Source organism: Salmonella sp. SSDFZ54 (assembly GCF_004010735.1).
Taxonomy (GTDB): domain Bacteria; phylum Pseudomonadota; class Gammaproteobacteria; order Enterobacterales; family Enterobacteriaceae; genus Salmonella; species Salmonella enterica.
In genome coordinates, this window is record NZ_CP034819.1 from 1377843 (window position 1) to 1391862 (window position 14020).

Genomic DNA, 14020 nt, shown 5'->3' on the forward strand with positions numbered 1-14020 from the left:
TAAAATGCCAAGATTTTTGAAAAAGCAAGGTCAGATAATGCCTGGCGAGCGGCTCTTATAGTGAGACAGATCACAGGCTTTCTGCCGCTCCGTATTAGCAGCCCTTCTATAAAAACCTTTTAATTTCAACAGATTCAAAAAGTTATCTGTGCTACAGCACACTTTTGCATAAATCAGTTTGCCATTTGACCTGGGTGTGGATTCCCGATAAGTTGGGGATCCGCTGGAAGCTTTCTGGATGAGCCGTCTGCTCATCATATTTATGCAGTAATTGAGATTCCCTCTTAACCGTATTTACCAATGCGCAAAGGACACAAAGAGGGCGAATGCGAGGTAAGCGTATGATGCGCCAGCCCCGTCGCCATGCTCTTGCTGTGCCCGCGCGCCGTCGGTTGGGAGAGCGTCCCGTAGAGCCTGGGGAGGTTCACTGATATGTTGTACGATAAATCCCTTGAGAAGGATAACTGTGGTTTCGGCCTGATCGCCCACATAGAAGGCGAACCTAGCCACAAGGTAGTGCGTACCGCCATACACGCGCTGGCCCGGATGCAGCACCGTGGCGCGATCCTTGCCGACGGTAAAACCGGCGACGGTTGCGGCTTGCTGTTACAAAAACCTGACCGTTTCTTTCGCATCGTGGCCGAAGAGCGCGGCTGGCGCTTAGCCAAAAACTACGCCGTCGGGATGATCTTTTTGAATAAAGATCCTGAACTGGCCGCCGCGTCACGCCATATTGTCGAAGAAGAATTACAACAGGAAACCCTATCGATTGTCGGCTGGCGCGATGTGCCAACCAATGAAGGCGTGCTCGGTGAAATCGCCCTCTCCTCCCTGCCGCGTATTGAGCAGATTTTTGTCAACGCTCCGGCGGGCTGGCGTCCGCGCGATATGGAGCGCCGTCTGTTTATCGCCCGCCGACGCATTGAAAAACGCCTGCAGAACGACAAAGATTTCTACGTATGCAGCCTGTCGAACCTGGTCAACATTTATAAAGGTCTGTGTATGCCGGCGGATCTGCCGCGCTTCTACCTGGATCTTGCGGATCTGCGTCTGGAATCGGCCATCTGCCTGTTCCACCAGCGCTTTTCCACTAACACCGTGCCGCGTTGGCCGCTGGCGCAGCCGTTCCGCTACCTGGCGCATAACGGCGAGATTAACACCATCACCGGCAACCGCCAGTGGGCGCGCGCCCGTACCTATAAATTCCAGACGCCGCTGATCCCGGATTTACAGTCCGCTGCGCCGTTTGTTAACGAAACCGGTTCGGATTCCAGCTCGCTGGACAACATGCTGGAACTGCTGCTGGCAGGCGGGATGGACATTATCCGCGCCATGCGCCTGTTGGTGCCGCCCGCCTGGCAGAACAACCCCGATATGGACCAGGATCTGCGCGCCTTCTTTGACTTTAACTCCATGCATATGGAGCCGTGGGACGGTCCGGCAGGCATCGTGATGTCCGACGGGCGCTTCGCCGCCTGTAACCTTGACCGTAACGGCCTGCGCCCGGCACGCTATGTCATTACCAAAGACAAGCTGATCACCTGCGCCTCCGAAGTCGGTATCTGGGACTATCAGCCGGATGAAGTGGTCGAGAAAGGCCGCGTCGGCCCAGGCGAACTGATGGTGATCGACACCCGCGGCGGACGTATTCTGCATTCCGCGGAAACCGATGACGATCTGAAAAGCCGCCATCCGTATAAAGCGTGGATGGAAAAGAATGTTCGCCGTCTGGTGCCGTTTGAAGAGTTGCCAGATGAAGAAGTCGGTAGCCGCGAACTGGACGATGACCTGCTCGCCAGCTATCAGAAACAGTTTAACTACAGCGCCGAAGAGCTGGACTCGGTTATCCGCGTATTGGGCGAAAACGGCCAGGAAGCCGTCGGTTCAATGGGCGACGACACCCCCTTTGCCGTGCTCTCCAGCCAGCCGCGTATTATTTACGACTACTTCCGCCAGCAGTTCGCGCAGGTCACTAACCCGCCTATCGACCCGCTGCGTGAAGCGCACGTCATGTCGCTCGCCACCAGCATCGGTCGCGAAATGAACGTCTTCTGCGAAGCGGAAGGTCAGGCCCATCGCCTGAGTTTTAAATCGCCAATTCTGCTGTACTCCGATTTCAAACAGCTCACTACCATGAGCGAGCATCACTACCGCGCCGACTGGCTTGACATTACCTTTGATGTCACCGAAACCACACTGGACGCGACGGTTAAGGCGCTGTGCGATAAAGCGGAACAGATGGTGCGTAACGGCACCGTGTTGCTGGTCCTCTCGGATCGCAATATCGGTAAGAATCGCCTGCCGGTGCCCGCGCCGATGGCGGTGGGCGCGGTGCAAACGCGTCTGGTGGAACAAAGCCTGCGCTGCGACGCCAACATCATCGTAGAAACCGGAAGCGCCCGCGATCCGCATCACTTTGCGGTACTGCTCGGCTTTGGCGCAACGGCCATCTATCCGTACCTGGCCTACGAAACGCTGGGGCGCCTGATTGATACCCAGGCCATCGCTAAAAACTACCGTACCGTGATGCAGAACTACCGTAACGGCATCAACAAGGGGCTGTACAAGATTATGTCCAAAATGGGCATTTCGACCATTGCCTCTTACCGCTGCTCCAAACTGTTTGAAGCGGTCGGGCTGCACGATGATGTGGTAAACCTGTGCTTCCAGGGCGTGGTCAGCCGTATCGGCGGCGCGAGCTTTGATGACTTCCAGCAGGATCTGCTGAATCTCTCCAAACGCGCCTGGCTGGCGCGCAAACCCATTAGCCCGGGCGGCCTGCTGAAGTACGTCCACGGCGGCGAATATCACGCCTATAACCCGGATGTCGTGCGTACCCTGCAACAGGCGGTACAGAGCGGCGAGTACAGCGATTATCAGGAATACGCCAAACTGGTCAATGAGCGTCCGGCGGCAACGCTGCGCGATCTGCTGGCGATACATCCAGACGGCGAGGCGGTGACTATCGACGAGGTTGAGCCCGCCAGTGAGCTGTTTAAACGCTTTGATACCGCAGCCATGTCTATTGGCGCATTAAGTCCGGAAGCGCACGAAGCGCTGGCGGAAGCGATGAACAGCCTCGGTGGCAACTCCAACTCCGGCGAAGGCGGCGAAGACCCGGCGCGCTACGGCACCAATAAAGTGTCGCGCATCAAGCAGGTGGCTTCCGGTCGCTTTGGCGTGACGCCAGCGTACCTGGTCAATGCCGATGTGATTCAGATTAAAGTCGCGCAGGGCGCGAAACCGGGCGAAGGCGGTCAGTTGCCGGGGGATAAAGTCACTCCGTATATCGCTAAACTGCGCTATTCAGTGCCGGGCGTGACGCTGATCTCCCCGCCGCCGCACCACGATATCTACTCTATCGAGGACTTAGCGCAGCTCATTTTCGACCTCAAACAGGTCAACCCGAAGGCGATGATCTCCGTGAAGCTGGTGTCCGAACCGGGCGTTGGCACCATCGCGACCGGCGTGGCGAAAGCCTATGCGGACCTGATCACTATCGCCGGTTACGACGGCGGTACCGGCGCCAGCCCGCTCTCTTCGGTGAAATACGCTGGCTGTCCGTGGGAACTGGGTCTGGTCGAAACGCAGCAGGCGCTGGTCGCCAACGGTCTGCGTCACAAGATTCGTCTGCAGGTGGACGGCGGTCTGAAAACCGGCGTCGATATCATCAAAGCGGCAATTCTCGGTGCAGAAAGTTTCGGCTTCGGCACCGGCCCGATGGTGGCACTGGGCTGTAAATACCTGCGCATTTGCCATCTGAACAACTGCGCAACCGGCGTGGCGACGCAGGATGAAAAACTGCGTAAGAACCACTATCACGGCCTGCCGTTCAAAGTAACCAACTACTTTGAATTTATCGCCCGCGAAGTGCGCGAGCTGATGGCTTCGCTTGGCGTGACCCGCCTGGTGGATTTGATTGGCCGCACCGACCTGCTGAAAGAGCTGGAGGGCTTCACCGCTAAACAGCAGAAGCTGGCGCTGTCTCGTCTACTGGAAACCGCTGAACCTCATCCGGGTAAAGCGCTGTACTGCACCGAAAATAACCCGCCGTTTGATAACGGCGTGCTGAATGCGCAACTGTTGCAGCAGGCGAAACCGTTTGTCGATGCGCGCCAGAGCAAAACCTTCTGGTTCGACATCCGCAACACCGATCGTTCCGTCGGCGCGTCGCTTTCCGGCTACATCGCACAGACCCACGGCGATCAGGGGCTGGCTTCCGATCCGATTAAAGCACACTTCAGCGGTACCGCAGGCCAGAGCTTTGGCGTGTGGAACGCGGGCGGCGTAGAGTTATATCTGACTGGCGATGCCAACGACTATGTCGGTAAAGGTATGGCAGGCGGTTTGATCGCCATCAGACCACCGGTAGGTTCCGCCTTCCTCAGTCATAAAGCCAGCATTATCGGCAACACCTGCCTGTATGGAGCGACCGGTGGCCGTCTGTACGCGGCGGGCCGCGCGGGCGAACGTTTCGGCGTGCGTAACTCCGGGGCGATTACCGTAGTAGAGGGCATCGGCGACAACGGCTGTGAATACATGACCGGCGGCATCGTCTGCGTGCTGGGTAAAACCGGCGTTAACTTCGGCGCGGGCATGACCGGCGGCTTCGCCTATGTGCTGGACGAAGATGGCGAATTCCGTAAACGCGTGAACCCGGAACTGGTAGAAGTACTGGACGTTGATTCGCTGGCTATCCACGAAGAGCATCTGCGCGGCCTGATCACCGAGCACGTACAGCATACTGGTTCGCAACGCGGCGAAGAGATCCTGTCCAGGTGGTCAAGCTTCTCAACCCAATTCGCGTTAGTGAAGCCCAAGTCCAGCGATGTCAAAGCCCTGTTGGGCCACCGTAGTCGTAGTGCGGCAGAATTGCGCGTGCAGGCGCAGTAAGGAATTGAAATGAGCCAGAATGTTTATCAATTTATCGACCTGCAGCGCGTTGATCCGCCGAAGAAACCGCTGAAGATCCGTAAGATCGAGTTTGTTGAAATCTACGAACCGTTTTCTGAAGGTCAGGCGAAAGCCCAGGCGGATCGCTGTTTGTCCTGCGGGAATCCCTACTGCGAGTGGAAATGTCCGGTACATAACTACATCCCGAACTGGCTGAAACTGGCTAACGAAGGGCGTATTTTTGAGGCGGCAGAGCTATCGCACCAGACTAACACCCTGCCGGAAGTGTGTGGCCGCGTCTGCCCGCAGGACCGCCTGTGCGAAGGCTCCTGTACGCTGCACGATGAGTTCGGCGCAGTGACCATCGGTAACATTGAGCGCTATATCAACGATAAAGCGTTCGAAATGGGCTGGCGCCCGGATATGACCGGCGTGCGCCAGACGGACAAACGGGTAGCGATTATCGGCGCAGGTCCGGCAGGGCTGGCGTGCGCCGACGTGCTGACCCGCAACGGCGTGAAGGCGGTGGTCTTTGATCGCCATCCGGAAATCGGCGGCCTGCTGACCTTCGGTATTCCAGCTTTCAAACTGGAAAAAGAGGTGATGACCCGTCGTCGCGAGATCTTCACCGGCATGGGTATTGAGTTCAAACTTAATACCGAAGTGGGTCGTGATGTACAGCTTGAAGATCTGCTGAAAGATTACGATGCGGTATTCCTTGGCGTCGGCACCTATCAGTCGATGCGCGGCGGGCTGGAAAATGAAGATGCGGACGGGGTTTTCGACGCTCTGCCGTTCCTGATCGCCAATACGAAGCAGATCATGGGGTTTGGCGAAACCAGCGACGAACCATATGTCAGCATGGAAGGCAAACGCGTGGTGGTGCTGGGCGGCGGCGATACCGCAATGGACTGCGTACGCACTTCCATACGCCAGGGCGCAACGCACGTAACCTGTGCTTATCGTCGTGATGAAGAGAACATGCCGGGTTCCAGACGCGAAGTGAAAAACGCGCGCGAGGAAGGTGTCGAGTTTCAGTTTAACGTTCAACCGCTGGGCATTGAAGTCAATGCCAACGGCAAAGTGAGCGGCGTAAAAATGGTGCGCACTGAAATGGGCGAACCGGATGCCCAAGGCCGTCGACGGGCGGATATCGTCGCCGGTTCCGAGCATGTGGTTCCGGCTGATGCGGTGGTGATGGCGTTTGGTTTTCGTCCACACAGCATGGAATGGCTGGCGAAACACAGCGTGGAACTGGACTCGCAGGGACGAATTATCGCGCCGGAACGCAGCGATAATGCTTTCCAGACCAGCAACCCGAAAATCTTCGCCGGTGGCGACATCGTGCGCGGTTCCGATCTGGTGGTAACGGCGATTGCCGAAGGCCGTAAGGCGGCTGACGGGATTATGAACTACCTCGAAGTGTAACCCTTCCGGCTCCCCGGTTGATGCCTTGTGCTGATGGCTGGGGAACCGATATTCCTCTCCTCAATATCTCTCCTGCCGATTCTGGAAACCCGCTCGTAAATCGAGATGTAATGCCATGTAAAATCCGTTCATAGATTGATCCGTTTACGCCTGAAGCGTATTGATAGCGTTCTAATTTCACAATGAAACTATCACGTAAGGGATGACATGACGAATCCAACTTTAGCGCCACAGTCTGATGAATATCAGCAAATTCATGACGGTATTATTCGTCTGGTCGATACGGCACGTACCGAGACCGTGCGCAGCATCAATGCCATTATGACTGCCACCTACTGGGAAATTGGCCGACGTATTGTCGAATTTGAACAGGGAGGAGAAGCGCGAGCGGCCTATGGTACTCAGCTTATCGAACGATTATCGGTAGATTTAAGTCAGCGCTATAAGCGCGGTTTTTCCACCAGAAACCTATGGCAAATCCGTACATTTTATCTTTGTTTTCAACATATTGAAATTCCGCAGACACTGTCTGCGGAATCTTCAAATCTCATACCGCTCGCCAAAACATTCCCTCTCCCCTGGTCAGCGTATGTCCGCCTCTTGTCGGTAAAAAATCCCGATGCCCGCACTTTTTACGAGAAAGAGACGCTACGTAACGGCTGGTCAGTTAGGCAGCTCGACAGGCAAATCGCCACTCAGTTTTACGAACGAACACTACTGTCCCACGACAAATCCGCCATGTTGCAGCAGCCTGCCCCCGCCGAGCCAAACGTTTTGCCGGAGCAAGCCATACGCGACCCGTTCATACTGGAATTTCTTAACCTGAAGGACGAGTATTCCGAATCAGATCTCGAAGACGCGCTGCTCAGCCACCTGATGGACTTTATGCTGGAACTTGGTGACGATTTTGCTTTTGTTGGCCGCCAACGCCGACTACGCATAGACGACAGCTGGTTCCGCGTCGATCTGCTGTTCTTCCATCGTCGCTTGCGCTGCCTGTTGCTCGTTGACCTGAAGGTAGGCAAATTCGGTTATGCGGATGCCGGGCAGATGAATATGTACCTGAACTATGCCAAAGAGCACTGGACAATGCCCGGAGAAAACCCGCCAGTCGGCTTGGTTTTGTGCGCAGGGAAAGGCGCGGGGGAAGCGCATTACGCGCTGACTGGCCTGCCAAACACCATCATGGCGAGCGAGTACAAAGTGCAGTTGCCCGACGAAAAATTACTCACAGACGAACTTATTCGTTCGCAAACCATGCTGGAAACTCAACTCACACGCGGTGGTTCACTGACAACGGAGAAAAACTAGCGAACCATTAATGCCATGAATAATTATCAAAAAAATATCATACGAAAACGTTTGCTTTATTCTGAGAACTGTATATTATGCGGCGGATTTTTTGGGCAAAATTCATGGAGGCGTTGTGTCGCAGGACAACAATTATAGCCAGGGCCCCGTCCCTCTGGCGGCGCGGAAGGGCGTGATTCCACTGACGTTTGTCATGTTGGGTTTAACGTTTTTTTCCGCCAGTATGTGGACCGGAGGGACACTCGGCACCGGTCTTTCTTATAATGATTTCTTCCTCGCAGTTCTCTTCGGTAATCTCCTCCTCGGTATCTACACTGCATTTCTTGGTTACATCGGCGCAAAAACCGGACTCTCCACCCACCTCCTTGCACGTTACTCCTTTGGCGTTAAAGGATCATGGCTTCCCTCGCTGCTGCTAGGCGGCACACAGGTAGGCTGGTTTGGCGTTGGCGTAGCGATGTTCGCTATTCCGGTCAGTAAAGCGACGGGCATTGATGCCAATATCCTGATTGCCGTTTCGGGTCTGCTGATGACCCTGACCATTTTTTTCGGCATCTCGGCGTTGACCATTTTGTCTATCATTGCCGTACCCGCGATCGTTATACTGGGCAGCTACTCCGTCTGGCTGGCGATCAGCGGCGTGGGTGGGCTGGAGCATTTAAAAACGATAGTGCCGCAGACGCCGCTGGATTTTTCCAGCGCGCTGGCGCTGGTGGTGGGCTCGTTTGTCAGCGCCGGTACATTGACCGCCGACTTCGTCCGCTTCGGGCGTCATGCCAAAAGCGCCGTACTGATTGCGATGGTCGCTTTTTTCCTCGGCAACTCGCTGATGTTTATCTTTGGCGCGGCAGGCGCTGCCGCCGTCGGTCAGGCGGATATCTCTGACGTGATGATAGCGCAGGGGCTGCTGCTGCCCGCGATCGTGGTGCTCGGCCTGAATATCTGGACCACCAACGATAACGCGCTGTACGCATCGGGTCTGGGCTTCGCCAATATTACCGGTCTTTCCAGCCGCACGCTGTCGGTGGTGAACGGGATTATCGGTACCGTGTGCGCGCTGTGGCTTTACAATAATTTTGTCGGCTGGCTGACGTTCCTGTCATCTGCCATCCCACCGATTGGCGGAGTGATTATTGCCGACTATCTGGTGAACCGCCGCCGCTATGCCGACTTCAACACCGTGCGCTTTATTCCCGTTAACTGGATTGCTATTCTTTCCGTCGCGCTGGGCATCGCCGCCGGACATTATGTTCCTGGTATTGTGCCCGTCAACGCCGTACTCGGCGGCGTCTTCAGCTATATCCTGCTGAATCCACTTTTCAACCGCAGCCTTGCTAAATCACCAGAGGTCAGCCATGCAGAACAATAACATCACCATTCGTCAGGCGCGTCTGCAGGGACACGAAGGATTATGGCAGATTACGATTGAAAACGGGCGCTTTAGCCAGATTGAGCCTCAGGAAGCCGCATCGTTACCGCAGGGCGAAGTGCTTGATGCCGAAGGCGGTCTGGCTATTCCACCGTTTGTTGAGCCACATATCCACCTGGATACCACGCAAACGGCGGGTGAACCGAGCTGGAACCAGTCCGGCACACTGTTTGAAGGGATTGAGCGCTGGGCAGAACGTAAAGCAATGCTCACGCATGAAGATGTGAAAGCGCGCGCGATGCAGACCCTGAAATGGCAGATGGCTAATGGCATCCAGTACGTTCGTACTCACGTTGACGTTTCAGATCCTACGCTCACCGCGCTGAAAGCCATGCTGGAAGTGAAGCAAGAGGTTGCGCCGTGGGTAGACCTGCAAATCGTCGCCTTTCCGCAAGAAGGTATTCTGTCTTATCCTAACGGTGAAGCGCTGTTAGAGGAAGCCGTGCGTTTGGGCGCTGACGTTATTGGCGCCATTCCGCACTTTGAGTTCACGCGGGAATATGGCGTTGAATCGCTGCACAAAACCTTCGCCCTGGCGCAGAAATACGATCGCTTGATCGATGTGCACTGCGACGAAATTGATGACGAGCAGTCTCGCTTTGTCGAAACGGTCGCGGCGCTGGCGCATCGTGATGGCATGGGGGCGCGCGTGACCGCCAGCCACACCACGGCTATGCACTCGTACAACGGCGCGTATGCGTCACGCCTGTTCCGCCTGTTGAAAATGTCGGGGATTAACTTCGTCGCCAACCCGCTGGTGAATATTCATCTGCAAGGGCGATTTGACACTTACCCTAAACGTCGTGGCGTCACGCGAGTGAAAGAGATGCTGGAAGCGGGGATCAATGTCTGCTTTGGCCATGATGACGTCTTCGACCCGTGGTATCCATTAGGCACGGCAAATATGCTGCAGGTGCTGCATATGGGGTTACACGTTTGCCAGTTGATGGGGTATGGGCAAATCAACGACGGGTTAAATCTGATCACTACCCACAGCGCAAAAACCCTGCATTTACAGGACTACGGTCTGAGCGTCGGCAATGCCGCGAATCTGGTTATCTTACCCGCTGAGAATGGATTCGATGCGGTACGTCGCCAGACGCCTGCGCGTTACTCGATTCGCCACGGGCGGGTGATTGCCGAGACGGTGCCGAGCCAGACGACGCTGCACCTGACCCAGCCGGAAGCCGTGACGTTTAAGCGTTAACCCGTCATACCCGCGCTCTCCGGCACATTCACCACGCAGCCCCGTAAGGGGGCTGCGTTCGGAAGACTGCTCCGGCAAGAGATTCAGGCCGCCAGCAAACTGGCGCGTACTTTCACTACCACTTTCTTGATGTCATCCGGCTCACCCACTGCACATCCCGGTTTATGCGGTTCTCCCGGCATAAACACAGCAAACATCCCCGCTTGCAGCGTAATAGTCTGCTCGTCGGCAATTTGACTACAAAGCTGGTAATCCTCTTCAACGTGCATCTCCTCGCACTGGCGAGCGGCACCGGACATCCCAAACGCAATACGCTCGACGCCGGTTAGTAGTAGCTGAATATCAATGTATTGTTCATGCAATTCCGCTTTCTTCTCGGCCGGCATTTGCGTCGTTAACTGCATTACATTCATAAAGATATTGTCGCCCTGCAATTCATAGCGCCCCGGCGCTTTCTCCTGCGGCCTTGCCGCCAGCGCGAGAGTCAAGGCATCCAGCAGTCGCGGATGCAACCCGCAAGAAGGCAACGACTGTACTTCCCCCATCATCATAATGTGTCTCCTTGAGCTAACAAAGCAGCGCCTAATAATCCTGCGTCATGCCGATAGCGAGCGGCGCTCAGCGCCACGTGATAAGGCTCAGGCTCTTGCATCAAAAACGCGCGAACCTGCTCCAGGTATCCCTCAGCTAACCCTACGCTGCCGCCAATGACCACACACTGGCAGTCGGTAGTCGCTTTCACATCGGCGATCATTCGCGCTATTACCTGCGCGGATTGGCTTACCAGATGTCGCGCCTGCTGATGACCTTCGCCAGCGCGAATAAATAGGGTTTTGGCGTCGCATCCCGCCAGATCGTCCCGCGCCGCCGCGGCCATCCCTCGTCCGGAGGCGATGGCCTCTACGCAGCCAACGCGTCCACAGCCGCATACGGGCCCGTGTGGGTCCGCCAGGGTGTGTCCCAGGTGCCCGGCCAGACCGCCTTTTCCGGTAAGGAGCTTGCCGTCACAGACAACGCCGCCGCCAACGCCGGTTGAAACGGTGATAAATACCATATCGCGGATATCGTCAGGGAGCGCGTGATACTCCGCCCAGGCCGCCGCCTGCGCGTCGTTCACCGCCAGCGTCGGCAGGCCTGCGATTGTTTCCAGTGTTTGTACTAACGGAAAGTGTAGCAAGCCGCCCAGATTATGGGGGTTTAGCGCCAGCAGCATCCCTTCCTGAATGATCCCGGTAGAAGCTATCGCTACCTGACGCGCCTCTGCCCGTAGTGGTTCAACCAGCGCCTTTAATGCTTCACGTAACGCATCCGGCGTTTTGCTCGCGGGGGTCGGTAGCTCGCGACGCTGGCTAATGCGCAAGTTGTTGTCGATGAGCGCGGCGGCAAGTTTAGTACCGCCAATATCGATTGCTAACGTAGTCATGACGCCGCCTTTTTTAATGCGTCGTTATACCATCCACAGATATGTTCCAGACGGGTAATGGCGGACCCCACCGTCACCGCCCATGCGCCATAGCGGATCGCCTCCGCCGCCAGTGCTGGCGAGTTATAGCGCCCTTCGGCTATTACCCGGCATCCGGCGTCATGCAACGCTTTGACTAAGGGCAGATCGGGTTCCTCCGGCGTATCGGGGGTGGTGTAGCCGGACATTGTCGTGCCGATAATGTCCGCGCCCAACCGTTGACAGGCGAGACCATCGTCCACGGATGAGCAGTCGGCCATCGCCAGTAGATGGTGGTGATGAATGCGCGCCAACAACGCCTCAACGGCTACCGGCCGTTGCCGAGCGGTTCCATCAACGGCGATAATAGCTGCGCCGGCCTGCGCCAGCGCATCTACATCGTCGAGAAAAGGGGTAATGCGCACTGGAGAGTCGTCCAGATCGCGTTTGATAATGCCGATAATGGGTACCGAAACGAGCGAGCGGGTCATACGCAGGTTGTCTATGCCTTCAATACGCACCGCAACCGCGCCCGCCTGTTCCGCCGCCAATGCCATTGCCGCTACAATCTCCGGCTTATCCAGCGGACTGCCCGGAACGGGCTGGCAGGAGACAATCAGGCCGCCAGAAGCGGCAATATTTTTATCCAGTTGTTCAAGTAACGACATACTACTCCCTTACAAATATTGCCCGGTTGAAAACCGGGCAAGCGGATTAACTTTTCGTTTTTACAAAGGCACCTTTACCACTGCCAAGCGGTACGGCTCCGCTGAACGGTTTGTCGTCAATAGCATCGTGGGTGCGTAACGCTTCCGGACGTAGCCAACGCTGTACGCGAGACGGCATATCAAGCCCAATAAGCAGGATCACGACAAACGTCAGGCTGAAAGAGAGCGATGCCAGCGCAGTGCCCAAATCCAGACGTTGAGCGATCAGCGCTCCCAGGATCGGCGCCAGCGCGCCGCCGAGCGCGCCGACGTTATAAGTAAAGCCCAGCCCCGCCGCGCGCTGATCGGTATCGAAGTAACCGCCGATCAGTTTCGGTAGAATCCCGGCAATCCCCTGCCCCAACATCTGTTGGAAAAACAGTAGCAGACCCAGAACCCAGACGTTTGTGCCGCCAATCGCAAAGACCGGAATAATGAGGATTTGCGAGGCCAGCAGGCTACAGACATATGCTTTACGCGTTCCCAGCCAGTCGCCAAGAAAACCGCCTACGCAGCAACCAACCGCCGCGCCAAATCCGCTAAAGAACAGGACATTCGCCACCGTATGCGGATCGTAGGCCAGCTCGGTTTTCAGATAAGTGGGTAATAGCGCCTGAATCGGCCAGGAATAGAGGAAAGCAAACAGTACCACCAGCATCAGCATGACGCCAGTGGGCCAGCGTTTACCGCTGCTCTGCACCATAAAGCTGATAAAGATAACCGCGCACAGTAGTCCCAGCCCCGCCACAATCGCAGCATTTTGTAGGTTACCGGCAAAACAGAACCACAGCGCAGCGGCGGCGGCGAAAGTCATTAAAATGTTGATGATGCGATGTTCGCCCCGATAAAGAATGTCGACCATCGTACGTACCGGCGCTTTACCCGCGTGTTTCTCTTTCCAGTCTTCCGCTTCCGGAATGTTTTTTCGCAGCCAGAGAGCGAAGATAATTGGCAAAATGCCAATGAAAAACAGCGCGCGCCAGCCCCAGACAGGCACCACCAGGCTGTACACCTGCGCGGCAACGACCGCGCCGACGGAGAAGCCGGAAATCAGAAAACCACTGGCCTTATTGCGTAAATGTTTTGGCCAGCTTTCAATCACATAGGTCGCGCTGGAACCATATTCGCCCGCCATGCCCATACCAATCACCAGTCGGGCGATGAACATGGTGGTGTAACCGGGCGCAAACCCGCATGCCAGGGTTCCCACCGAAAACAGAATGATGCTGCTGACCATCGCCAGACGACGCCCATAGCGATCGCCCATCGCGCCCAGTAATAACCCGCCGAACCAGCGAGAGATAAAAGCCGCAGAAATCAGGCTTGCCGCCTGTACCGTCGTCAGCCCAAATTCGCTTTGTACCTCAGTCAGTACAAGAGCAATCAACACAAAATCAAAACCATCAAGCAGATATCCCAGCCAGGCAGCGGAAAATGCCCGCCACTGCGCCCGGTTGAGATGGCGATACCACGGGATGTTCTGGGTAGAAGTACTCATTTTACTCTCCCGACGATTTTTGTTGTCGTTATGCCGAATGGCGGCTCCGCCTTATCCGGCCTACCGCTCACACTGTTGTAGGCCGGGCAAGCGTAGCGCCCCCGGC

The 14020-nt window shown here is 56.1% G+C and carries 9 protein-coding genes; 5 read left to right on the plus strand and 4 right to left on the minus strand.

All coding sequences use genetic code 11. The features are described from left to right. Positions 1-432 precede the first annotated feature (432 nt). From gltB to EOS97_RS07015, 5 genes are all read left to right on the plus strand, one after another. Complete coding sequence (gene gltB / locus EOS97_RS06995; protein ID WP_023165834.1) at positions 433-4893, plus strand: glutamate synthase large subunit; 4461 nt, start codon at positions 433-435, stop codon at positions 4891-4893. A 9-nt stretch (positions 4894-4902) separates the two neighbouring features. After that, on the plus strand, positions 4903-6321 hold the full coding sequence (gltD, locus tag EOS97_RS07000) for a glutamate synthase subunit GltD (protein WP_000081636.1): 1419 nt from the start codon (positions 4903-4905) through the stop codon (positions 6319-6321). 207 nt (positions 6322-6528) lie between these two features. Next, positions 6529-7632 (plus strand): YhcG family protein, encoded by a 1104-nt coding sequence (locus EOS97_RS07005; RefSeq protein ID WP_000184305.1) that lies wholly within the window; start codon positions 6529-6531, stop codon positions 7630-7632. 115 nt (positions 7633-7747) lie between these two features. Further along, on the plus strand, positions 7748-9001 hold the full coding sequence (gene codB, locus EOS97_RS07010) for a cytosine permease (protein WP_000076262.1): 1254 nt from the start codon (positions 7748-7750) through the stop codon (positions 8999-9001). After that, the gene (locus EOS97_RS07015; protein ID WP_001180669.1) at positions 8988-10268 is read left to right on the plus strand and encodes a cytosine deaminase; all 1281 of its coding nucleotides are present in this window, start codon (positions 8988-8990) and stop codon (positions 10266-10268) included. Before codB ends, EOS97_RS07015 begins: the two co-directional genes overlap by 14 nt. A gap of 83 nt (positions 10269-10351) precedes the next feature. Here EOS97_RS07015 and nanQ read toward each other — a convergent pair whose 3' ends face one another. From nanQ to nanT, 4 genes are read right to left on the minus strand one after another with little or no spacing between them, the layout of a single operon-like run. Beyond that, on the minus strand, positions 10352-10819 hold the full coding sequence (gene nanQ, locus EOS97_RS07020; RefSeq protein WP_000979900.1) for an N-acetylneuraminate anomerase: 468 nt from the start codon (positions 10817-10819) through the stop codon (positions 10352-10354). Then, a complete protein-coding gene (gene nanK / locus EOS97_RS07025; protein ID WP_000208984.1) occupies positions 10816-11691 on the minus strand; it encodes an N-acetylmannosamine kinase in 876 nt (291 codons plus the stop codon). The genes nanQ and nanK overlap by 4 nt, the downstream gene beginning before the upstream one ends. After that, the gene (locus tag EOS97_RS07030; RefSeq protein ID WP_000054439.1) at positions 11688-12377 is read right to left on the minus strand and encodes an N-acetylmannosamine-6-phosphate 2-epimerase; all 690 of its coding nucleotides are present in this window, start codon (positions 12375-12377) and stop codon (positions 11688-11690) included. Before EOS97_RS07030 ends, nanK begins: the two co-directional genes overlap by 4 nt. 46 nt (positions 12378-12423) lie before the next feature. Then, positions 12424-13914, minus strand: a complete 1491-nt coding sequence (nanT, locus tag EOS97_RS07035) for a sialic acid transporter NanT (protein WP_000108071.1) — start codon at positions 13912-13914, stop codon at positions 12424-12426. Positions 13915-14020: the final 106 nt, after the last annotated feature.